Origin of the sequence: Citrobacter sp. CF971 (genome assembly GCF_006385635.1) — a bacterium.
GTDB lineage: Bacteria > Pseudomonadota > Gammaproteobacteria > Enterobacterales > Enterobacteriaceae > Citrobacter > Citrobacter freundii.
The window spans coordinates 3525259-3547251 of record NZ_CP041051.1; the positions used below are offsets into that span (position 1 = coordinate 3525259).

Sequence of the window (21993 nt, forward strand, 5' to 3'; positions counted from 1 at the left end):
GTATCTCCAGATTGCTTATGCGCCCGGCGCGCATGCACTCTGAATCATTGTATTACCATAAAAACCTTATATGAACCAAATGAAGATTGAACATATGTTTTATTACCTTACAGGTAATTTGCATTTCATGCTGGATAGTCCTGATATCTTCTGCTACTGTATGTTTATACAGTGATTGCATGGAGAAGAATAGATGCAACGGCAGTATCACCATCCGCTGGAAGAAGGATTTGAGGAAAGAATACACACGCCGGTAGGCGTTAGGTCCCTGGTGGAGGACTCGCATCTGATGAAGTTGCTGCGGGAACTCGATAAAGATGGCTTCAATGTTGACGGGCCATTAGCTGAACTGGTTGCGCTTGTGAATTACGTCACAAGTTCTCAAATGACCATGCAGGATCTGCAAACGCATCTCGATTACTGTGCGGAACAGTTACGTAAGCAAACCACTTAATGAAAAATAAAAGGCCGCTATTGCGGCCTCGTGACATGTCACCTTCATGCTATGACATGCCTATGTATCCTGCGACACCAGATAATATTAGAACAACTGCGACGGAAAATTCCCCATCTTCAATGATACCTTTACGGTTCATTACGCCAAGCGCGACAAGTGCCAACACAACAAGAATAAAAGCAATCATTGTCGAATCCTTATTGCGGAGTGACATCCTGAGGTCGCCACCAGTATGTCTGGTTAAATTCTTTCTTCGAACGCTGCTCCATCTTACGCAGATAGCCAGGAGAAAAATACTCCTGCATCTGGTTAAAGATCATATGATCAACCGCTGCTTTCAGGTACCAGATATTGGCACCAGGCGTCAGACCTTTACCAAGCTTAACCAGATCACCACCAGTTTGCTCGCTCTTACCCTCTACCGCATTCAGCGGGATGCCCTGACCGATCTTAATGACGTCATCAACGAGACCAGCCACAGGGCCAAGCATAGACGCTAGCGCGCCGCTCCCGTACCGGGTGTGATCAGACAGAAGGAAATCACCGTACAGGCCAAGGCCACCGCCTTTAAGCAGCGCACCAAGCCAGAATTTAGCAGCATCTTCACCGGCCATATCCCGCGGATTACGGCCTGATGCCATGTCATTTAGTTGCTGAGAAAGCGCGCCAAGTATTGTCGTGCTGGCTATAAACGTCGCGATATAAGCAGCCCGACCACCAGCAGAAGGCATACCCATAGCCCGAGACCAGTGGCGCATCACAACAGAGATTGGGAATGACTTGAACAAGAATACGCTGCGGGTTAATTCACCTTTCCATGTTCCGCGCTGGATACCTGAACCGGTAACCATCTGCTCACGAGCACCAGGAGTGATCACAGCCATGTCAACTTCTTCTGTCACCGCTCCGAGCAGCTTACGCATTGCTTCAAACTTCACGCGCTCCGGTGATCCGAGGTGCTCTACAGCAGCATCGGGTATACGCATGATGCTTTCCGGAGTCAGCATCGTATCGTTGCCTTTCCCCCAGTCCTCCTGTTGCGCCATCTTCCACACGCTCCAGTCGGTATCGGTGATTCCTTTGCTTTTCAGTATGCGGAAATCGTCATTAGACAGGCTTTTCAGATCCGGTGTTCTGGTGACAACATCACCAAGACTGCCCATCATAGTGACACCGTAGGCACGCTTGTGCGCGTCGGACCACGCAGTTAATCCACTGGCGCGCATAACTGCAGTTGCAGCCCACCGGGAGACAGACGGCCCCATATTATCCATCGCCCAGCGGTTAACGCTACCGAGCAGTGATTCCATAGCCAAGCCAGCATGACGAGCCCTGGCCAATTCAGTGCGATTCGTTGGGTCCATAGCTTCAAGCTGGTTACGTAATAACTGATTCATCGGAAGGTTGGTAACCTTCGCTGACAGGTACATGGTTCCAAGATCAGAGAACGATGACAACAGCGCAGAACCGAGACGACTGGCAACCATCCAGTTGCGGATGTTATCCGACCAGCGCGCAATATGCGGGTTTGCAACAGGCTGAGTTTTACCAGAAATAAAGTTATACAGGTTCTCAGTATTGTTTGCCTGGCGCTCTATGCGACCGGTATCCTGCGGGTTAGCCGTAGCTGTCTCTGATTTAGTCTGATCCAGCAGTGAGCGGAACACATGATCCGGGTTTGGTCCGTAGGTTTCCACCAGCGCAATGTCTTTACTGATACCTTCCAGGTGCCCTACCATGATTTCCCAGAGTGACCGGTCGCCGTACATCTGCTGGTACTGAAGGTATGAATCAGCGTCTTTAAAGTGGATCTGGCGTGAGGCGTTGCCACGGTTTGCCCGCGCACCGGAAATACGCATACCGGTATCAGTGAGTTTATTCAGGCCACCTGTGGCAATCGTGTTATAGGCTTCACCGATAAAAGCTGATAACTCAGTATCATTCATCAACTGGCCGTCGGCGCGTGTGTAATATTTGCGATCGAGTTTACCAATCACATCACTTACCCACTTATCCTTCGATACTGCCCCAACCTTTTCCATAGAATGGTGCTGAGGTATACCCCAGTTTTCCAGATAGCCGATATCACCACCAGCATCATTAAACCTGCGGCGCAGTAGCTCAGTAACTTCGCCCCAGGCTTTCGCCCCTTTCATGGCTTTCGCATTACCTGTTTTCTGGCCGCGCATCTCAAACACCAGATCACGGACTCCGGCTTCATCTTCGAATAGACCGAAGAAACGAGGATCAACAGCCTCGAACGCCTCCTGTAACTGGCTTAATGCGTAATCACGGGTCGCTTTCGTGCGGGACTCAACAGACAGAAAGTTTGATTTCCCGTCAGCGCTGAAGGCGATCGTGCGGTTGAGTGCGCCTAGCTTTCCGTCAGCACCCTGATAACTGTTAATGAAGTTGTCAAGGCGCTGACGCGCTGCGATGGTAAGCGCGACACGGCGTTTTTTCAGTGCCGCTTCTCGCTGCAACTCTTCAGCCGCCAGTTGCCCGGCTCGGCGCAGGCGTTCAGCGTCGTTAAGTTGACGCCATGACATCGGATCGTCACGGGCAATAGATCGCATATTGCGGTAAATGCGGTCTTCGATATTCTGTATTTCTCGGGCTGTAAGAGTACGCTGTGCTGCCTGTTGCACGGCCTGAATACATTCCTGTCTCATTCAATTATCCTCTCAAGAAACACGCTACAGCCACGTCAAAAAGGCTGGAATCCTGTACTGCCTGCTCATTCTCTCTGCTCACTTCGTCCAGCACTTCCCGAGCGCTGCGCGACTGTGGGTTTCCGTCATCATCGAGAATGGTGATCATCATGTCAGGTGACTCAACAAGCGAGTCTTCAGCGATACGTAGATCCATATCTCCGGCCTGCTCCGCTGTTGGTCTTTGTTCTGCCTGCTGTAATATGGCACCTGGTTCAAAAGGTGCAGCCTCGTCAGGAGTCCGCACTTCTGCTGTTTTATAGAATGACATGGCCTGTGCATTAAGATCGCTTTCTGCCTGCTGGCGTCTGGCTAATTCAGCCCGCGCTTCAAAGTTAACCCCTCCCTCAACATTCGCCGCCAGATTATCCTTTGCCGTCTGTAGTCTGACCGACTCGTCATTGATACGCTGGTCAATATCACGCAGCCTTTCCTGACGAGCTGCACGTGAACGTGATAATTCACGTCCGCTGCCTGAAGGTTGTTCGTTCAGGACTCCGGAGCGTTCCTGGTTGAGTGTTTCAATGGATCTCTCGATGCCAGCGATATCAGTCTGCAACTGATTAACCTGCTCAACGTCTAAAGCCTGAGCCGCTTGCTGTTCCAGCGCTCTGGTATCAACAGCTATCTGAGTGCTTCCTTCTTCAGAGCGATACAGGGTTTCATCTATGGCCTGAGAAATAAGGTTTCTCCTCCCAGGAATGTCGCTAAATGATGCTGGTTCGGCAATGCTGGCCACATCAACTGCACGACCCTGGCTTACATCGTTCATTGCTTTCTGTAGCGCCTGTATATGCGCATCACGTGACAGAACATTAACCGGAACACCAGGAGCAACATCAATCTCAGCGTGATGTGAGGCATTTGCTGCCAGCGCTGCATCCACCTCCGCTGGGGAAAATTCAGGAGTTGAAGCAGTTTCACCGCGGGCATTAAGGAACCGGCCAACACCACCAAATGCCACACCAAGAACCGCATCGATGGCGATAGACTGGCGATCAAACACATCGTACTGAGCCGCCATTTCGTTATAACCACCATCACGCAGCGTCTTTGCAGTCAGACCGCGCTGGGCCATGCCAAAGGCAATGTTAGTTCCGGCTGCGTATGCAATATCTGGAGCTGCGCGAACAGCAGTAGCAGCAGCATTACGTACTGCACTTTCACCTGTCCTCGCCAGTTGTGCGCCAACACTTTCTGCCAGCGCCCCACCGGCACGTAAACCCAAACTCATAGGGATCAATGTGCCAGCGCCAGCAGTGACACCCTGCACCAGACCAGCTTCCTGAGCGGTCCTGAAATCTACGCCCTGAGCAGTCAATTTCTCAAACTCAGAGAAGCCCTGCAGTGCAGTGACGGCAGCAGCACCACCGGCTGGACCGGCCAGCAGCGTACCAACGACAGCCTGCCCGCCCATATCGAACAGACCATTCAGTACCTGACCAGCAGTTCCTGTTGTGGCGGCGTCAGGAGTCAGGCGCTTAACTTGCTGCTCTGCGAGTTTTCGCTGTTCGCCGATGTATTCAGCCGATGTATCATTGATGGAAGTGTTTTCGTTAACAAACTTAGCGATGGGTGAAACGATCTTATCCATTCCAGCCCAAAGAAGTTGGTCTGGTTTGGCAACCAGTCCAGAGTACAGGCCAGAAACAGCAGCAGTACCTGAGTTATCGAAGAAACCGACATCGGTATTAAACCCTGCTGGGTTAGATGCCGCTTCATCCAGTTGCTGATTCTGGTTAACTGCGTTGAGACCAAAGTAACTCATTGCGGGATCCCCCCTGAGAACCTCTGGCGCTGTTGTGTGAGATCGATAACGACAGGAGTTCCATCATCTTTCAGCAAATACCCGGTTCCGAGCTTCACCAGATACTGGCTATCTCCATAGCTTTGCAGCCCATACTGCCCTGGTGGGGCTTTTATTCCTGCATCAGTCACCTGTGTTTTCCAGGCCTGATCAACTTGTTTATCAAATTGCTCGGCAGACATACCCCACGGTAACAGCACGCTTCCCATGCCGTTATAGTCATGTACGCCGCCAGTAGCTACGTTAACAGCCTGCTTCCATGTGTCACTGTCAATCTCACCTGATACAACGCCCTTCTTCGCCATCACGCCAGCGTAATAGTCCTTGGCTATTTCGTAGGCCATTGATGCGCCATGCGCGTCACCGGCAAACGCATCCTTCACCATGTCAGAGAACTCAAGACGAAGATCGTTATCTTTCGGCATTGGTATGCCTTTCACATCATCTGTACCTTTGCGAGCTGCAGCACCAGAAAGGATGGTTTGTGCTGCCGATTCAGGTGATACAGAAACATCAGGGTTAAACCAGTTTTTCTCAGCCACAACACCGCCAGGCTTATCCATAAGGATCCCGGCGACAGCTGCCGATGGAGCATTGGTGCTGATCTGCTGAAGCGCCGACATATATACCTGACCACCGCCAGTACTCTGCCGAATGGTGTCGAGGTATGCAGACTGCTGAGAAACTGGTGCATCGCGGAAGAAAGCCCCGATCTGATTCGCCTCTTCTTTGGAAAAGAACGTCAGCGGCGTACCGTATGACTTAGCCAGATCTACAGCCTGAGAAGCCCGAAGGGCAATCGTCTGGCTGAAATTGTTCTGGTTGGTCATATCGATAGGCTTTGTTTGCCCGGAAGAAAGTGAAAACTGAATTGGGTCTGCTTTACGTTGCGCGAGGACAGTACTTGCCGCAGAGACAACGGCGTCATAGGTTTGGGCGCGTGCTGCATATCCTTCACCAGTTTCACCGGTATCTGGCTTCAGGTTTTCTACTGCCGCCTGAATGCTGCTGGTCGGCATGTTGCGAAACGATCCGATGTACTGCCCGGCGATCTGCGTGTTGCGAAACTCGGTATAGCGTAGATTTCCCTCCCGCACGCCGTAGGCGGCGAGGAAGTCGTTCTGCGTAGGAGCATCAGGGAAGTCAACGCCGCGCATGTATGCTGCGCTGGCATCACGCACACGACTGTCGATATTAGTGCGATATTCCGCCTGCTGCTGCTTACGGATCTGGTCAGCCTGACGAAGGAATGTCGCCTGGGCCTCCGGAGATGCAGCGTCAAATGCCGCGTTGCCTGTGTAGCGTTTGGTGCTGGTAGGCAGTTGTGACAGACCGATAGCCGCGCTAACACCGGTAGCAAGTTGCTGATCACTGTACGGTTGACTGCCGTTCTCATGTTGGATAATGGAGGCACACAAAGCCTTTAGCGTATCAGGGTTTGATGCGTCAAGCGGTTGGTCAGGAGTCACGCCGAGTTGAGCACATACTGCCTGAATGTATGCTTCGGTGTTGTTATTGTCAGAAGGCGGTGCCCAGCGATTAATGATGTCGTTTACAGTATCAATGCCCTGTCTCTGGTATGACAGCAAGTTGCGACCAAGCGCCCGAATGCCGTGCTCTGGCGTTTCGAATTTGGCAAATCGACCATCATCACCGGTCTGGCCTACCCACGGATTGGTTTTGCTGTATTCGAGGTTTCCTGGGTTATTGTTGCGAATACCACGGGAGCTATCACCAGAACCACCTTCTGATACTGCACGGCGGGAACCAGTAACCGTATCGCTTAACTCGCCATTGCTCTGGATGAACTCGATCGAATTATTTGCCGACCACTGAGAAAGGGAAGCATCGGCGACCTTCTCTTTAAACTCAATCTTTTTGGCCTGAATCTGTTCAGAACTCCAGCCATGAGCGGCGCCATAATCTTCGATCTGCTGGAAAGTTTGCTGGTTGTAGAGAACATAATTGGCATTATCACCATAGGCGGCAGCAGCCAGTTTACCGTTATTCGCCAGAGTCGCCTGGAACTGACCTTCTTCATAGGCATTGAGTTGGCTTATCTCATGCCTGCCAGCCTGGGTGGTGAACTGAATGCGCTGCTGCTGAGCCTGCTGCATAAAACCAGCCCGGGCACCTTCCGGCAATGTCATCGCGATCTGCTCTGCCTGAGCATCGAATTGCTGGGTATAAACCTGTCCCTTGCCAAGGGCGTTCTTGCCCTGCATGTTGAGCAGGCCGGTATCCGGGTTAGTCAGCAAGTCACTGGATACCTGACTGAGTTGCAATGATGCATCCTGTGCCTGAGCAACATCAGTGCGCTGTTTTGCCTGAGCAAAAACATCCATGGCCTTTGGCCCTACCTGCGTCAGCGCATCACCAATGTTTGGCTGTTCGAAAGCCTGAAAACCTGGTGACTGAAATCCTCTGCTTTCTACCTGGCGACCGGTGACAGTTGGTACTGTTGGCATTTCGAATTCTCCTTATCGACCGGTTGGTGTGCCGATAGCAGCGCTAATCGGAGCCGCTTTGCTTTGAGTGAATGGTGACCACGTTCCGCCGCCCATCTGGTAAGCACCGTATGCCTGAAGTGGAGCAGTCAGCAGTGTGGTAAATGCGCCCATATTCCCCTGCTTGCGTGCTGAGCTGGCCTGAGCTTTGTAGTTTTCAGCCTGAACCTGATAGCCATACGCTTCACGCTGTGCGTTATTCACGGTAGTAAGAGCATCAAGCGCGCCGAACTGAGCCGTGTAACCGAAGATATCCAATGCGCCACCAGTGGAGAGATCAGCACCAGTTGCGCCCATTGTTGCCGCCTGGGTGCCAGCAGCCTGACGGTTACGACGACGAACCTCATCAGCCTGAGCGTTGCCACGGTTGATAGAATCCTGTGCCTGTGCCGTGGCCACTTCTGCATTTTGCTCGGCAACAGCAGACGAATACTTACCTTGCTGGTACTGGTTGTATGCTGAAACGCCACTTAATGCGACACTGGCGCCAGCGAGAGCGATAGCCGGGCTGCACATTATTTTCTCTCCATGTGGAAACGGTGAAACGGTAGGTTTTTAATGCCGTATGGCTGTGGTTCATCGATGGTGAACCCAAGCCAGTGAAGCCAGATGCGCGCTGTGTGGTTGCGTGCATCAACATAATTTTCAAGATACGGGTAAACGGTCAGCATTGCATTGACCACTTTTCCGCACCGGCGCAGGAAGGTACGCTGGTATTTCTCCAGCGCGTCAGTGCCAACCAGCCATGGGATGCCACTACCGCCGATCATCGATGCTGGCGCTACGCCAAAGACAGTCACCACTTCGCCGTTAATCAACCCGGCGCAGCAGAATGTTGACGTGCGCAGACCGGTCTCCAGCACGCGGCGCGGACTCCAACCGTTGGTTGCCATAAATTCATCGATATCAGCCTGGCGAACAAGCGGAATAATGGCTTCGATATGCTCTGCTGTAGCGGGTACGATCTGAGCTTTAATCATCAGAATCCTCCGACGGGAAGGCGAGGCAATACAGCAAGAACAGAAAGCGGAAGTGGGTCAAGCTGGCGAACCTTAACGCGTCCGTTTTTATCCCAGTTGCTGTCGAGTTTCACTTCAACCTTGCCGGTAGCGTCATCAACAGGATCGTCGTAGAACTCAAATTCACGCTGCGGATACTCATACCATGTTCCGCCAGGCGTTGTTGCCCAGATTCCACGGCTCGCGTTGACCACCATCGTGACAGTAGGAATGACCTGCTTTTTATCCAGCAGCGTTTCCTGCCCGTTGATATTGATGTCCAGAGTTTCGAATTCAGCAGTGATAGGAAGTCCGATATGCACAACTGCACCTGGTGACTCCAGCGTGACTGAACCACCAGTGACAATCTTCTGAGGCTCAACGCTGGCATCTGACAGGATGTTTACTGTCTGACCTTCGAGGTGCGATAAGCCACCGAACGTCTGGCGCGCCATCTGCCAGTTAGTTGTGGCCACATTGCGAAGCACAGGAGGAACGTTACGGTTGAAGCGCACGACAACCGCAGTATTGCTGGTCACTGAAATAATGTCGCCGCGCAGCTCTTTAGCCACCGGTTCGTTGGTGTCTGGATCTGTACCGGTATATGGGAACTGAATCTGAGCACCTACATCAGTATTAACGAAATACGCACCACCGCTTACTGTAACCGGGTAATCAACCTGATAGCTCCAGTCACCTGTGCCACCGCTGATGGTCATTGTGCGTGATGATGTATTGCGCCCGTCGTAACTCAGTCCGCAGTCTACAAAGAACGCATCTTCATCGTTGGTGAACAGACGACTTGACAGGCGTTCTATGTAACGTTTTGTCTGTCCGTTAATAGTACGGTTAACCACGAAGTAAACAGCATCCTCGCTGCCTTCACTGATTGAGCAGGTGCTTTCGTATTTACCAGTACTGGACTGCGGTGCCCAGGCGAAAACCTGCTGATCGCGCAGATAGGTGAGCACCAGCAATTTGCCGTCATCACGAATGCAGAAAGCGCTGCTGTACGGCACAATGCAGAATGACCAGTCGACAATGCTATGCTTCTGGAAAAGGTGGTTGGCCAGTATGGTCAGGTCGGTTCCCTGATACCCGTCGACATCGAAAGAGTAGGCCAGATCACGCACAACACTGCCTTTCTCCTGGATGAACAATGCGATGTTAGCCACAGCGATAGGTGGCACGTTACTTGATCCGTTATTCCCCTGAGAGCTGAACGAGAACGCCGATGGCGTGAGGACCTTATTCTGGTCCCCGGATATCGTATATTCCCCCCCAGATGTCAGAGCGACCAGGTTACCAACATCAATAAGGTGGCGGATCTCATTCACCTGACGCCCGGCGTAGGTGTAGATGATGCGATCGTCATCCTGAATCGGGTTGTTCTTGCCGAAGTCTTTATAATCTCCGGTTCGGCTTGCCCAGATGGTTTGCGGATACGCAGAAGACGCGGCAAAGTACAGGCGCTGCTGGTAGTAAACAACGGTACTAGGGTAACCGTTAACGCTGTTCCACGCATATTTCGCCCACTTATAACTGGCGTTAGCGGATCCAACAACCTGAGATGGAATGAACGAAACCACATCGGCAGTTGCGGTCAGACCATCACCATCCACTGCTGTGATTCTGGCAATTCCGAAACCGCTGTGCAGGTATTCCCACTGGATTCCGGTATCATCTGAACCCGTACCGCCCCAGCCATCCCACGACATACCTTCAGTATGAGAAGGCCTGAGAGTTCCTGTCTTTCCTGCAGTATTCGCCCGGTAGTAGTTGCTGTCAGCACGGCGAATATCATTGATAACTGTCGTCTTGCCGGTCTCCCATACTGGAACAGAATCAACGGCAGGCTGTTCAAGATAGAAGAGCTTCCCCACCTGCTCGGCACCAAAAATAGAGGCGTTTGCCGTCAGCGTGACGGTGCCGGTGCTGGCGCTGGCATACACTTTGATGGACTGATCAACGTTGATATCTTCGAACGGGCCGTTTTTGGTGGTGACATCGACGATTTGCCAGTTGTCATGCGCGTAGCGGCGCAGCTCTTTCGGCGGGTATGCCGGATGAGCGTCCCAAACGCTCTTTGATATCTTCCTTAGGCTCAATGACGATCTTTCCATCCACCCTGACTTTGTACTCAGCAGCCGACAGGTCGTCAGCCGTTTCCTGGTCATCCAGTGCACCACCAATTTTCAGCCACGTTTTGCAGCTGTTGAACATCTCGCCGCGCTTATTGAGCATCTGCGGATCTGTGGATCCGCCGCCAAACGGTATCAGTTGCCAAGAACGCCCCCAGCCATCACCGATAGACTTCAGACCGGTTCCGTAACCGAAGTCGATAAATACAGCATCAGCCTGGTACTGGTCTTCAAAGTCGGCTATGCGCTTCGCCATAATCAGATCATCGGTTGTCTTGTTTCCGGTCCAGAGCACTTTGCTGTGCAGCCCTTGCCGAAGGTATATCACCGCATCATCCACGCCGGAATAAGCCGGGTCGACGCCGATAATCACCGGTGCATGTGCCACCTGCGCCGCTGTTACCACGCGCTTCATCGCCTCGTCTGTCAGCCCGGTAGGGATAAATTGCAGTTCTGAGGCGTCAGGGAAGATCCCGCGCACACGGACCTTCACAAAGTCGCTGTCCTCGCCGTAGTCGTCCACCCATTTCTGCAGTTGCTGCTTGTTGGTGCCTTCGACGGTGCGGCTGTCGATCTGCGCGCACTTCCAGCGATGCTTGTATTTGCGGAAGCACTCGCGGAATCGCCCGGTGTTACGCGTCGGGTTCCCGAACGCCACCCAGATGATTTCGGTGTCTTCGTCCGTCAGCGCGCCTTCTGCTACTTCCCACACCAGATCGGCAATGTTGGATGCTTCGTCGAATACCACGATGATGCGCTTACGCTCGTTGTGCAGCCCTGCGAATGCTTCTGTGTTGTGTTCAGACCACGGAATGGCGTCAGCGCGCCAGCGTTTGTCGTGACCGGGATCGTTGCTGTACATCGCTGTGGCGGTGCAGGTAAACCACTCTTTCGTGATAGCCAGGTTCGACCATTTGATGATTTCCGGCCATGTTTTGGTGCGCAGCTGGTTGTCGGTGTTGGCGGTCACCACCACCTTGCAATCCTCGCAGGTGGACATGCCCCAGTTAATCAGCATCGAGATGAACGCAGATTTACCGATGCCGTGACCGGATGCGCGTGCCAGCATTAGTGGCTGGTGACGGGTAGCAGGATTCTGTAGGTGGTCTCGTATCTCGCGAAATGCGTCGGCCTGCCATTTGCGGGGCCCGGTGGCGTGCGCCAGTTCTGTTCCCTCTTCGCCCCACGGGAACGCATACAGCGAATAGCCCAACGGGTCATACGTGAACGATGCGATATCCTCGACGAGCTGCTCTTCCGGAGACATGGCTGAGGCTGTCATTCTTCACCACCAGCCTGCTCTTTGACGCGGCGGCGGGCCTTCGCCATTCGGTCGGCAATCGTGACGGTACCGGAAACCTCCAGGCGCTCTTTGAACGCGTTGACGTCGACGTGCTTACCTATTAACTCGAGGTTCTTCACCTTGTCAGGCCATTTGATTTTTTTGAGGATCGTCTCGATTGATGTCTCATCCATATTCATGATGGTCGATGACAGGTCGAAACCACTCAGCGTGGTACGCCATATCTTTGGCCACTCGCGGATTGGCTTCAGGGTGCCGTCATCGTTCAGGATGTCTATCACATCCATCTGGTCTATTTCCACCAGGCGAAGCAACACGTAATCAGCACTGACGCGCAGGCGCTTGTTGCGTTCCTCCATCAACTCGGCGATCCGTTTCTGGATGCGCTCATCACGCATCATGACGCTGGCTTTGACTGCTGCCGTATTAGGCGAGAATCCTGCGTTAATCGCCGCCTGCGTCTGATTCTCAGGGCATTTGGTATATTCCTGAGCATAAGCCTCCTGCATCGCTGTTAGTGGCTTGTACTGCGTTGATTTGCGTTTTGGTGCTTTTGGTTCTGCGGGCATTGTTACCACCGAAGTAATAATTACCGTTTTGGTAATAGTAACACGCAAAACAAAGCCGCCATAGTCGGCGGCCATTGCAATTTATTGTCGATATCGTGACATGTCACACTGATAATTTAGTTTCATGCCAGCCACGCGTAACCCAGCATGCCGAATCCCCGTCGCACGGACACGACTTAACCGGCAGCGCATCTCCGCACTTCCCGCAGCGGTTCGCACTGATTGACTTGATGCGCCCACGCACTCGCGCATCGTCCTGGCGGATAAGCAATGCGATGTACTCGCTCATATCATACGGCGCACGACCAGGGCGACGGGCGGCGCAGTTACGCGCCAGCATTTCCAGTTCCTGCTCGTCGAGTTGCAATTCCAGTTTGCGGTTACCTGCCTCAGCCAGGCGGGCCCGCTGCGCCGCTTTGCGTTCTGCTTCGGATTTAGCCATCACCAAATCCCCATTCCAGAGACAGCAATCAACTGGCAGATAGCGCACATAGCCAACGTAATAACTACCACTTTGACTGGTGGCATCACTTCACCTCCTGCTGCAGTGCTTCAACGCCGGACGTATTTATATCGTCATCTTTAAACCAATCTGGTTTCCTGTTACCAATTACAAGCTTTTCAAGATTGTTTGATTGACAGTATTTACAAGCCACCATAAGAATCTTTTCATAAGAAGACTGTCTTCCGCATTCTGCACATTGACACCATATCATTTTGACAGCCTCGCTTTTTCAATTGCTCTAAGCACAATAAAATCAGAGTCAATGTCAGTAGATGTCTCTTTTCCTCCGCTTAAATTCCTTTTGTCCACCATGAATTTGATGATGGCATTTAGCGCATGGACTTCTTTATCAAACATTTCATCGTCACTTTCAGTTTCTAAATTGAAGTTTTTAATGACAATGTCACCATCCTCATCAACAAAAACTGTTCCGAATTTTGTTATTTTCATTGTGACTCACCATTAGGTGCTGCTGGCAGCGGCATCCAGTGGGTTACCTTTCCGGGAACGACATCATGACAGTCAAATGACTTCCAGCATTCTCCATCCCACCAACCTTGTCCAATATCGAAACCATTGGATGTGATTACAGTTTTCATGCCTTCAGGCATCCTTTCGCTTACCGTAATCCAACCATCCGGAGTTACCGGAGAGTTGCCAGACTGATTCATCATTTCCTCGTACTCTGCTACTTGCGGGTCTACTGGTTGCGACAAGTCTCGGTAATTAGCCTGAAGCATGGCGGCGCGGCAGGACGCGATACCATTTCTTGCCTTATGCCATGCCTCGTGATCTCGGTCGGAAATGCGCAGCACTTCCTCCATTGCAGATAGCAATTCCTCCAGCATTTTAAAACTGTCGCGCTTGCTGGTACCAATCATCGCTTTAAACTCTGCTATCCCTGCATCGTGCTCTGCTTGCTGTTCCGGAGTCATAGCTTCCAGTTCGGCGTAGTAGTCAGCGCGGCGGCGCAACGCACCGAACACAAACCGAGTCGGCACACCTTTACCAAACTTAAGTCCTGGCTCAAGAAATACGGGGCATGGCAGCGTTTCAGGTATTTCCAGCACTTCATCAATCACCTTCACAGCATCAGCTATTGCGTAGCCGAGATTACCGCCGTCGCTTTGTGCTGCTGCTTTGCTGAGTATTTCGCTTATCTGGTGCAGGCGATCGAGGGATATAGGACCGTTCGCCGGGTGGTTAGTTGTCATGGGTTAGTCCTCACCAGAGATACTGTAGACAGGTTGCTTTGAATGCGCCGCGAACACCTTCACGTGATTCGTAGTAATAAGTTGAATATCCTTCGCGCGGAACTGCCTTCATCCACTTATTGGCGCAAAACTCAGCCTTATTGAAGCGTTCGCGGTCATCTTCTTCAATCTCACCTTGGCGAATCGCTTCGTCGATAAGTTCATCTTTACTGACTTCTGCGTGGGCCATGAGCGTTACGCATTCGTCACTCTTCAGTAGTTGCACTACAAAGTTAACGTTTTCCATATCACTCCCCCTTCACGCCAATGCCGGCAGCGCGGATTGCGTCGGCGCACTTCTGCCACATTCGATTCGCGAATCCGGCTTTAATATCAATTTGCGAATCAGTGCCGTTATCATGCTCTTTTGGCGGCATGGTCACCGTCCGAGCCTCCAGTTCATTAATCCACTGGCGAAGTGCAGAAATTTCCATCTCGGCAGCGTCTGCGTAGTGGATGTTTGCATGCTCTTTCAGGTGGTTACAGGCCATCATGAAGCCGCGATGATGCTCACGATTAGCTCGGCAAATTCCCTCTTCAATCCGCTTCTCTGCGGCTTCCAGCTCATCCAGCAGCGCCAGCACCACATCAGGCACACACAACCTGAAGAAAAGCTCATCGGCATTACCGTTATCACCAATGAATCCGTACTCCATGTTTTTATGGTCGGTACGTAATACCAAAGACCCATCGTAACCATGGCATTCGTATTTGATGCTACAGCTTCCGTCGATACGGTCACCGACTCGACCTGGGGTGGCTTTCTCCGCCGCTTCACGCAGCGCCTGTTTGTTGAGTGCTGTCATTGGGCTGCCTCCTGCTTAACGAGCGCTAAGCCATCTTTGATAAATGCGTGATACTTCTTGCCAGTTATCGCTGACTCAACCAGAGGAGTTAGGGGAAGTAAGATGCCAATTACCTTCATGAATTCGTCAAAGCCGATTTCGAATTTCTCATAGAGAAGCTCATCAAAATCAAAACCGTCATTGCGCTGTTCGTCGGTGATTCCGTAAATGGCACTCAGTAATTCTTCCACTTCGAAATAATCAATGCTCATAGCGCGGCTCCTTTGCGAAGTTGGGCTGCGTAGTGTTCACTAAGCGCTCCGGCAGCAACAGAGATTAGCGTGTCAAAATCACACACTACTGTTTCACCATCATGCTGTTCGGAGTTAGCGATAACCGTTAAAGCTCGGACTAATGGCGCTGATTCCTGCGCCCGCACTTCAGCCAGGAAAGCGTCGGTGGCTGGGGTTCCGATTCGATTAATAATTGCGATCATCCCGGCCATCAGTGATTCATCTTCAGTTGCTCCATTTTGAGTGGCAACCTCAGATGCCTCGTAACCGTAGTCACTCTGTGACAACCAGTTATCTGGATTTTTAAGCCACGCATTCTCCGCCGCCAGCTCCCTGCACTTGCTCTCGGCATTAGCGAGCTGTACTGCCATGTTGGTTGTCCATCAATAACAAAATTTGTTGCATGTGGATCTGGCTCTTCACCTCCTGAGTTATCCACAGGCTGATTTTTCTCGTCGCCTATGTGTGGGGTTTTATCTTTTAGATCTTCTCTTCTCTTCTCTTCTCTGGTCCGCTTTTTGTCCGCTTCAGATGCGGACGCTTTGCGGACGTTTCTCTTCCTGTCTGCGTCCTGTGCACGACGCTTGGCAGACTGTCCGTTATGGGCTTCAAAGCGCGGCATTACTAGGCTTTCACCGTCTTCTTCAAGCCATCCTACAGCCATCATTGCACGCGCAAACCCGGGGAAGCCGATCAGGTCGTCTAGAGTCTCCGCACTGTATCCGTCAAGAAAACCGTCAACAGAGTGGACATCAAAAAGACACCATGCGGAATGTAGTCCGCCAACTATCCGCAATCTGTCCGCTTTCAATGCGGACGCCATGCGGACAACTTTAGGATGCGTGTGCAGGTCGGCACGCATTTTTATCCAGTCACCGGCCATAGCTAACCCCCATGTAAGCACGAATGAATTCAGCCGCAGCCTGTGCGTTTATGGCGTTACCGTAGCCTTTGAGTCTGCCGACGCGGTTGCTGCTTGCCACTCTTGCCACCCCGGGCTCGACTCGTCCCAGGCGCGCGGCAGCCCCATCAACCAGCGGGAATGTGCCGGGTTCAACTGGACGCCATTGCCCATCTCGACAAAATAGCCAGTCCGCATCTCGCCAAAAACCGTTAACCTCAAGGGGCCTGCTGTGTAAGCCTGCCGAGGTAACTGATCCAGCCGTTCTTTCCCATCCCGCTGCGCTGTCATTCCCGACGTGTCTTTCCAGTCGCGAGTTGTTGGTGTAACCCATCCCGCTAAAGCCGCCGCCCATCCGATTTTGTTCGGAGTTGCTCGACCATCCCCGCTCATCTGAACTGTCGTTGCGTTGGTAATATTGCTCACCTGCGGAGTTGGCCATCCCGTCAATCGCGCAGCTCCGGAGACATGCTGCAATCCCCGTTTCGTTTCCGGCTGCGGATTCGTATTCGCTACAGGAGTGGGCCACCCAGCAGGCCCGCTCTCTGATGTGCGGCGCACCGACGCCCGCTGCCGCAAACGGCACAAGCCCGAATGCGTATCCCATTCCTTCCAGGTCAGCTTGTACAAGGTCGAACCATGTATTTGCGTTACCGCTTGCAACCTGTTCGCCAAAGATGTGCTGAGGTCTGCACTCGCTGATGAGGTGGAAGAAAGCAGGCCATAGATGCCGCTCGTCATCAAACCCATTTCCTTTGCCTGCCGCGCTGAAAGGCTGGCACGGGCAGGAACCAGTCCAGACTGGCTTATCGTCGGGCCAGCCAGCGAGACGCAGGGAATGCGACCAGACGCCAATTCCGGCAAAAAAGTGGCATTGGGTAAATCCTCTAAGGTCGTCAGGTGTGACATCTTCAATACTCCGTTCATCAACTTCACCAGGTGCAATGTGGCCGCCGGCGATCAGGTTACGCAGCCATTGAGCTGCAAATTGGTCAATTTCGTTGTAGTAGGCTGCTGGGATCATGCTGCCTCTCTTGCCATTCTGGCTGCCTTCATTTTTTCGGAACGAAGCTTTGCCTGTCGGCGTGCCCGTTCGTTATTGCACTGCACACACTCCCCGCTCAGGGTGTAGCGCTCGCTATCATGACCGTGGATGCATTTCTTCCCGGTGTAGAAGCGAGTAAGGCCCAAATCTAGAGCCTCACGCTGGGTGATTCGCTTCATCGGATTACCTCTTTGTTATTTATCTTTGGTAATTTTGCACTAAGACGAAAAAAGATCAACCGTATATGGTTTTTTATTACCAGAAAGGTGTTTTATGCAGGAAGGAGCCGCCAGGTGATGACGGCATTGATGGGTTCAGAGGGATTATCTGTCGTAGAAGAAGAGCACTAATTCAGGTTTAGACCTTGTCCATTCGCGGGAGCGGCACGCTTTAAAAAGACCTTCCATCAGACGCTTACCCGGCATTTTACGGCGCCCTGTCAGGTGAGTCTGGATGTAATGACTGGTGGTTCCGGCTTCTGCTGCAAACTCTTCACGCTCATCAGGAGACAGCCCCAGCCAGTGCTTTTTGAAATCAAATTTTTTTTCGTCACTCATATTTTGCTTATCTCAGCCTGTCTATTCATATCTGAATTATTACCTTTCTGGTGAAAAAATCAATGATTATTACCATTATGGTAACTTTACCTTTATGGTAATATTCATTTAAATTTAGAAGGTTAGGTAATAATAAATGGGCAAATACAATAGCTATGAAAAGTATTTATGACATAAGACGCAAAAACCTTAACGAAATCATTCGCAGGGATTTCGATGACACCCAGTTACGCTTTGCAGAACGGGTGAGGCGTTCGCAGAACCTGGTAAACAGGTGGTGTACTGGTATCAAAAATATCGGACCGAATGCCGCGCGTATCATCGAAGAAGCAGCCCGCAAAGAAAAGTTCTGGCTCGATGTTGATCACGAACTGGACGCAGTACAGGATGATATCTTTATTCCGGCCACTGATGATGGCGAATGGACTGTAGAGAAACAGGCTGCAGCCACGCTCAATGCCTGGATGAGAAAGAACAGTGAAATGACATCCGAAAAGAAAGTTGCTGTTGCAGCTGGCATTGGCCCGGCCACCGTTAACCGGATTATGAAAGCGGAAGTCAGCACAACCATCGGCGTTCTTTCCTCCCTTGCGCGTGCGTTCGGGCATGAAGCATACGAGATGATTATTCCCGTCGGCGCCCCTGGTGTTATCGACTATGACCACCTGATGTATGCAGCTCTGCCACAGGAAGAGAAAAACAAGATCACCTCATTCATCAACTTCGTGTTTGAGCAGAACAAAAGCAAGTAATCCCCCGCCATTCTGACGCTTTACCTGCCCAATGGCGGTAGGCTCACGCCTCACTCAATTACCAAAATGGTAATTTTTTCTCGTCATACCTATTGACACAATCACTTTTTGATCTGATTATTACCCAAAAGGTAATACAAGAGCGCATTGCTCAGGCAGAAACCACCACTTCGTGGCTTTCCTGTATCTACAAGTATTACCAAAACGGTAATAGCGAGGTTTGTATGCAGTGGAAAATCATCAACGGTTGGTACTGCGTTACAGCTTGCGGGCTGATGAGCTGGAAGTTTCGCACGCTGGGTGAAGCAATGAACTGGGTATTCGTCAGCAAGCTGGCGGTAAAAACGGAAATGGATATGGGGGTGAGCAAGTGAGCGAATTAGCAATTATCGAAATTGCGCCGGACATGGCGCCAAGCATTTACGTAGAAAACGGTCTGGAAAAATTCCTCGAACAGATCCGCGAAAGCGTTAAGGAAGTTCCTGACCTGAGTACTGCCAAAGGTCGTGCCCGCATTGCATCTCTGGCAGCGCAGGTTTCACGCAGTAAAACAGCAGTTGAAAAGCCTGGTCGCGATTACCTTCGTCATCTGAAAGAAGTCGTCAAACCTGCTGAGGCTGAACTTCGTCGATTTGTATCGGCCTGCGATGAGATGCGCGATGAGGTTCGCCGCCCGCTTACCGAATGGGAAGCAGAACAGGAACGCATCAAGGCAGAAGAAGCCATGAACGCGATGCACGTCGAAGCGCTGGAGATGAACATTAAGTTCGACCAGGAGCTGGCGGCCAAGTTCGAAGCGGACCACGAGATGGCCCTGCTTATGAATGACGCATTCGACCGTGAAGTGGCAGAGAAGAAAGCGGAAGTCGAGCGCCAGCGCATTGCTCATGAAGAAGAGTTGAAGCGCCAGGCAGAAGAAAAGGCCAAGCGTGAAGCTGAAGAGAAGATCGAGCGAGAACGTGCTGAATCAGCACGTCGCGAGGCTGAATTAAAGTTCAAGGCTGAGCAAGCAGAGCGTGACCGTATTGCCGCAGAGCAAAAAGCTGAAGCAGAGAAGAAGGAAGCCGCTGATCGTGCCGAGCGCGAAAAGCAGGAAGCTATCGCAGCCGAACAACGCAAAGCACAGGAAGAAGCAGATCGCATTAAGCACGAAGCCGAAGCAAAAGAGGCTGCTCGCCTGGCTGAAGAGAAGCGAATCGCTGATGAAGCTGCAGCACGCGCTGCTGATGTGGAGCACCGTCGGGCAATTAATGCTGCTGCCGTTCAGTCTCTTATCGATCAGGGCATTCCAGAAGACTGGGCCAAAGCCTGCGTAGTCGCTATCGCTCGCGGGAAAATTCCGGCAACAACCATCAACTACTGAGGTGGCTATGCACATTCAGCAATTCAATAACCTGAAAAAAATAGCAACTCAGTTCAGTAATGACTACCAGCTGTCATCTGAACTGTACGACCGCCACGTTGAGCTGATCGAAGCAGTTGCTGGTTGCGAAATGGAAGAGTCATTCAAACGCGCCATTCTCCGTGCCGGTGTTCGTTATGAAGTTCTCGAGGCGGCATTTGAAAGCGATGATTTCGAAGAGCTGATGTCGTCATTCAAACGTGAATTAACTGGCGTCATCGCCCGCCTTGATCTGGCTGACCAGATCGACAGCAAAAGGAATGCGGCATGAATACCGGCATCTATTTCGACATCAGCAACGAGGACTACCACGCCGGTGACGGCGTGAGTAAGTCACAACTGGATATGGTGGCCAAGAACCCCGCCCTTCTGAAATGGGTAAAGGCTGCTCCGGAAGATGAAGAGAAGAAATCCGCACTGGACATGGGTACTGCTCTGCACTGCCTGCTGCTTGAGCCGGAGGAATTCGATAAACGTTTCATCGTAGCGCCGGAATTTAACCGTCGCACCAATCAAGGAAAAGCGGATGAAGCCGCATTCCTGAAAGACGTTGCCGGTATGGGTATGACGGTGATGGATGCCGAACAGGGCCGGAAGCTGAAACTGATGCGCGACAGCGCAATGGCTCATCCGGCGGCGCGCTGGATGCTGGAAGCACCAGGCCACTGTGAAGCATCGATGTACTGGAATGACGATGAGACTGGCGAACTGTGCCGAATCCGTCCGGATAAGTGGCTGAACGAGCACAACGTGATCGTCGACGTGAAAAAGGTTGCAGACATGGATCGCTTTGCACGTCACATCGAGGAATTCCGCTACCACGTGCAGGACGCCATGTACAGAGAAGGCGCATTGAAAGTAACTGGGAAGCCACACGGATTCTTCTTCCTGGCTGTGAGCGAAACCATCGACTGCGGTCGATATCCCGTCCGCGTGTTCGAGCTGGATGCAACGGACGTTGACGCCGGGCACCAGTTATTCCGCCGGGATCTGAACACCTATCACGAATGCCGCATCAGCGATGAATGGGGTGGCGTGGAAATTATTAAACGCCCTGAATGGGCACGCAAACAGGATATGTACGTATGAGCAACGATATTGCAATCACATCACAGCCAGGCGCTACCGTAGGGACCGCTGCGGCAATCTTCAGCCCTGAGGGTATGGATCGTCTGGTTCGTTTCGCAACCCTGATGGCAGACAGTAAAGCAACCGTTCCGCAGCACCTGGCAGGAAAGCCTGCCGACTGCCTGGCAGTAACCATGCAGGCGGCGCAGTGGGGCATGAACCCGTTCGCTGTGGCCCAGAAGACGCACGTTGTAAACGGCACTCTTGGCTATGAAGCACAACTGGTTAACGCCGTCGTTTCGTCTTCAAACCTGCTTTCAACCCGCTTGAATTACCGCTGGGATGGCGACTGGTCAAAGGTGAATGGCAAGAGCGACAAATCTCCATCACTGACTGTAACAGTATCGGCAGTCCTGAAAGGCGAAGCAGAGCCGCGTGAACTTACCATCAGCATGGCTCAGGCCGGCGTCCGTAACTCTCCACTGTGGGAACAGGATCCACGTCAGCAGCTTGCTTATCTGTGCGTTAAGCGCTGGGCGCGCCTGCATGCCCCTGATGTTCTGCTCGGCGTTTACACCCCTGACGAGTTGCAGGAGACAACACCGCGTGTTGAGCGTGACATCACGCCACCAGCGGCAACGGCTCAAGGCATGAACAGCCTGATCAACTCAAAGCCTGAGCAGAAGCAGGAAGATCGTCAGCAGCATAAAGACGATCGCGGTCCTGAAGAGATTCTGCACGCATTTTCCGGTGCGGCGATGAACTACAACACCCAGGCAGACCTGGACAAAGCGTACAAATACGTTGCTCAGAAACTGGCAGGAGATGATGACCTGCTGGCAAAAGCAACCGACGTTTACACCATCCGCTGCGACGAACTGAACGAAGTACCGATGTAACCACCACTGCGGCGCCGCGCGCGTCGCAAATGCAAGATAG

General features: G+C 52.0%; 24 protein-coding genes and 4 pseudogenes. 7 read left to right on the forward strand and 21 right to left on the reverse strand.

Annotated elements, in window-relative coordinates; translation table 11 throughout:
* The first annotated feature begins 193 nt into the window (after positions 1-193).
* The gene (locus tag E6P06_RS20690; RefSeq protein ID WP_003847193.1) at positions 194-454 is read left to right on the forward strand and encodes a hypothetical protein; all 261 of its coding nucleotides are present in this window, start codon (positions 194-196) and stop codon (positions 452-454) included.
* Positions 455-503: 49 nt separating this feature from the next.
* On the opposite strand, the gene E6P06_RS27680 is transcribed toward E6P06_RS20690, so the two are convergent.
* The 21 genes and pseudogenes from E6P06_RS27680 to E6P06_RS20785 all read right to left on the reverse strand — a co-directional run bounded on the left by E6P06_RS27680 (position 504) and on the right by E6P06_RS20785 (position 17832).
* Positions 504-644 (reverse strand): hypothetical protein, encoded by a 141-nt coding sequence (locus E6P06_RS27680; protein ID WP_045719437.1) that lies wholly within the window; start codon positions 642-644, stop codon positions 504-506.
* 10 nt (positions 645-654) lie between these two features.
* Positions 655-3129 carry a hypothetical protein gene (locus E6P06_RS20695; protein ID WP_139935658.1) on the reverse strand — a complete coding sequence of 825 codons (2475 nt, stop codon included), beginning with the start codon at positions 3127-3129 and terminating at the stop codon, positions 655-657.
* 4 nt (positions 3130-3133) lie between these two features.
* Positions 3134-4936: a hypothetical protein gene (locus tag E6P06_RS20700; protein WP_139935659.1), complete on the reverse strand. Its 1803-nt coding sequence runs from the start codon at positions 4934-4936 to the stop codon at positions 3134-3136.
* Positions 4933-7443 (reverse strand): hypothetical protein, encoded by a 2511-nt coding sequence (locus tag E6P06_RS20705; RefSeq protein ID WP_139935660.1) that lies wholly within the window; start codon positions 7441-7443, stop codon positions 4933-4935. The genes E6P06_RS20700 and E6P06_RS20705 overlap by 4 nt, the downstream gene beginning before the upstream one ends.
* 12 nt (positions 7444-7455) lie before the next feature.
* Positions 7456-7998 (reverse strand): hypothetical protein, encoded by a 543-nt coding sequence (locus E6P06_RS20710; RefSeq protein ID WP_139935661.1) that lies wholly within the window; start codon positions 7996-7998, stop codon positions 7456-7458.
* The gene (locus tag E6P06_RS20715) at positions 7998-8462 is read right to left on the reverse strand and encodes a hypothetical protein (RefSeq protein ID WP_139935662.1); all 465 of its coding nucleotides are present in this window, start codon (positions 8460-8462) and stop codon (positions 7998-8000) included. The genes E6P06_RS20710 and E6P06_RS20715 overlap by 1 nt, the downstream gene beginning before the upstream one ends.
* Positions 8462-10549, reverse strand: a pseudogene (locus E6P06_RS20720) (hypothetical protein); the annotation flags it as partial. The gene E6P06_RS20715 and the pseudogene E6P06_RS20720, both read right to left, overlap by 1 nt.
* Positions 10542-11903, reverse strand: a pseudogene (locus E6P06_RS20725) (terminase); the annotation flags it as partial. The pseudogenes E6P06_RS20725 and E6P06_RS20720, both read right to left, overlap by 8 nt.
* On the reverse strand, positions 11900-12574 hold the full coding sequence (locus tag E6P06_RS20730) for a terminase small subunit (protein ID WP_210420672.1): 675 nt from the start codon (positions 12572-12574) through the stop codon (positions 11900-11902). The gene E6P06_RS20730 and the pseudogene E6P06_RS20725, both read right to left, overlap by 4 nt.
* Before the next feature lie 22 nt (positions 12575-12596).
* Positions 12597-12935 (reverse strand): hypothetical protein, encoded by a 339-nt coding sequence (locus E6P06_RS20735; RefSeq protein ID WP_139935663.1) that lies wholly within the window; start codon positions 12933-12935, stop codon positions 12597-12599.
* A 270-nt stretch (positions 12936-13205) separates the two neighbouring features.
* Complete coding sequence (locus E6P06_RS20740; RefSeq protein WP_139935664.1) at positions 13206-13448, reverse strand: hypothetical protein; 243 nt, start codon at positions 13446-13448, stop codon at positions 13206-13208.
* On the reverse strand, positions 13445-13879 hold the full coding sequence (locus E6P06_RS28300) for a DUF551 domain-containing protein (RefSeq protein ID WP_371419218.1): 435 nt from the start codon (positions 13877-13879) through the stop codon (positions 13445-13447). Before E6P06_RS28300 ends, E6P06_RS20740 begins: the two co-directional genes overlap by 4 nt.
* A pseudogene (locus E6P06_RS28305) lies at positions 13871-14212 on the reverse strand (hypothetical protein); the annotation flags it as partial. The pseudogene E6P06_RS28305 and the gene E6P06_RS28300, both read right to left, overlap by 9 nt.
* A 10-nt stretch (positions 14213-14222) precedes the next feature.
* Positions 14223-14498 carry a hypothetical protein gene (locus E6P06_RS20750; protein ID WP_125112488.1) on the reverse strand — a complete coding sequence of 92 codons (276 nt, stop codon included), beginning with the start codon at positions 14496-14498 and terminating at the stop codon, positions 14223-14225.
* A 1-nt stretch (position 14499) separates the two neighbouring features.
* Positions 14500-15057 carry an ead/Ea22-like family protein gene (locus tag E6P06_RS20755; RefSeq protein ID WP_139935666.1) on the reverse strand — a complete coding sequence of 186 codons (558 nt, stop codon included), beginning with the start codon at positions 15055-15057 and terminating at the stop codon, positions 14500-14502.
* On the reverse strand, positions 15054-15308 hold the full coding sequence (locus E6P06_RS20760) for a hypothetical protein (RefSeq protein ID WP_139935667.1): 255 nt from the start codon (positions 15306-15308) through the stop codon (positions 15054-15056). The genes E6P06_RS20755 and E6P06_RS20760 overlap by 4 nt, the downstream gene beginning before the upstream one ends.
* The gene (locus tag E6P06_RS27685) at positions 15305-15700 is read right to left on the reverse strand and encodes a hypothetical protein (protein ID WP_168199040.1); all 396 of its coding nucleotides are present in this window, start codon (positions 15698-15700) and stop codon (positions 15305-15307) included. Before E6P06_RS27685 ends, E6P06_RS20760 begins: the two co-directional genes overlap by 4 nt.
* Before the next feature lie 8 nt (positions 15701-15708).
* Positions 15709-16212: pseudogene (locus E6P06_RS28310) on the reverse strand (Pyocin large subunit); the annotation flags it as partial.
* Positions 16202-17254 (reverse strand): DNA cytosine methyltransferase, encoded by a 1053-nt coding sequence (locus E6P06_RS20775; RefSeq protein ID WP_139935669.1) that lies wholly within the window; start codon positions 17252-17254, stop codon positions 16202-16204. The gene E6P06_RS20775 and the pseudogene E6P06_RS28310, both read right to left, overlap by 11 nt.
* Positions 17251-17454 carry a hypothetical protein gene (locus tag E6P06_RS28075; RefSeq protein ID WP_015971073.1) on the reverse strand — a complete coding sequence of 68 codons (204 nt, stop codon included), beginning with the start codon at positions 17452-17454 and terminating at the stop codon, positions 17251-17253. Before E6P06_RS28075 ends, E6P06_RS20775 begins: the two co-directional genes overlap by 4 nt.
* Positions 17455-17598: 144 nt before the next feature.
* Complete coding sequence (locus E6P06_RS20785; RefSeq protein WP_139935670.1) at positions 17599-17832, reverse strand: hypothetical protein; 234 nt, start codon at positions 17830-17832, stop codon at positions 17599-17601.
* Positions 17833-17987: 155 nt separating this feature from the next.
* On the opposite strand from E6P06_RS20785, the gene E6P06_RS20790 reads away from it, so the two are divergent.
* From E6P06_RS20790 to E6P06_RS20810, 6 genes are all read left to right on the forward strand, one after another.
* Positions 17988-18584 carry a helix-turn-helix transcriptional regulator gene (locus E6P06_RS20790; RefSeq protein WP_139935671.1) on the forward strand — a complete coding sequence of 199 codons (597 nt, stop codon included), beginning with the start codon at positions 17988-17990 and terminating at the stop codon, positions 18582-18584.
* A 224-nt stretch (positions 18585-18808) separates the two neighbouring features.
* Entirely contained in the window at positions 18809-18958 is a 150-nt protein-coding gene (locus tag E6P06_RS27690) for a hypothetical protein (RefSeq protein ID WP_001198622.1), read from the forward strand.
* On the forward strand, positions 18955-19947 hold the full coding sequence (locus E6P06_RS20795) for a hypothetical protein (protein ID WP_139935672.1): 993 nt from the start codon (positions 18955-18957) through the stop codon (positions 19945-19947). The genes E6P06_RS27690 and E6P06_RS20795 overlap by 4 nt, the downstream gene beginning before the upstream one ends.
* Positions 19948-19954: 7 nt before the next feature.
* Entirely contained in the window at positions 19955-20257 is a 303-nt protein-coding gene (locus E6P06_RS20800; RefSeq protein WP_052930710.1) for a hypothetical protein, read from the forward strand.
* Positions 20254-21075, forward strand: a complete 822-nt coding sequence (locus E6P06_RS20805; RefSeq protein ID WP_139935673.1) for a PD-(D/E)XK nuclease-like domain-containing protein — start codon at positions 20254-20256, stop codon at positions 21073-21075. Before E6P06_RS20800 ends, E6P06_RS20805 begins: the two co-directional genes overlap by 4 nt.
* A complete protein-coding gene (locus E6P06_RS20810) occupies positions 21072-21953 on the forward strand; it encodes a RecT family recombinase (protein WP_109174198.1) in 882 nt (293 codons plus the stop codon). The genes E6P06_RS20805 and E6P06_RS20810 overlap by 4 nt, the downstream gene beginning before the upstream one ends.
* Positions 21954-21993 lie beyond the last annotated feature (40 nt).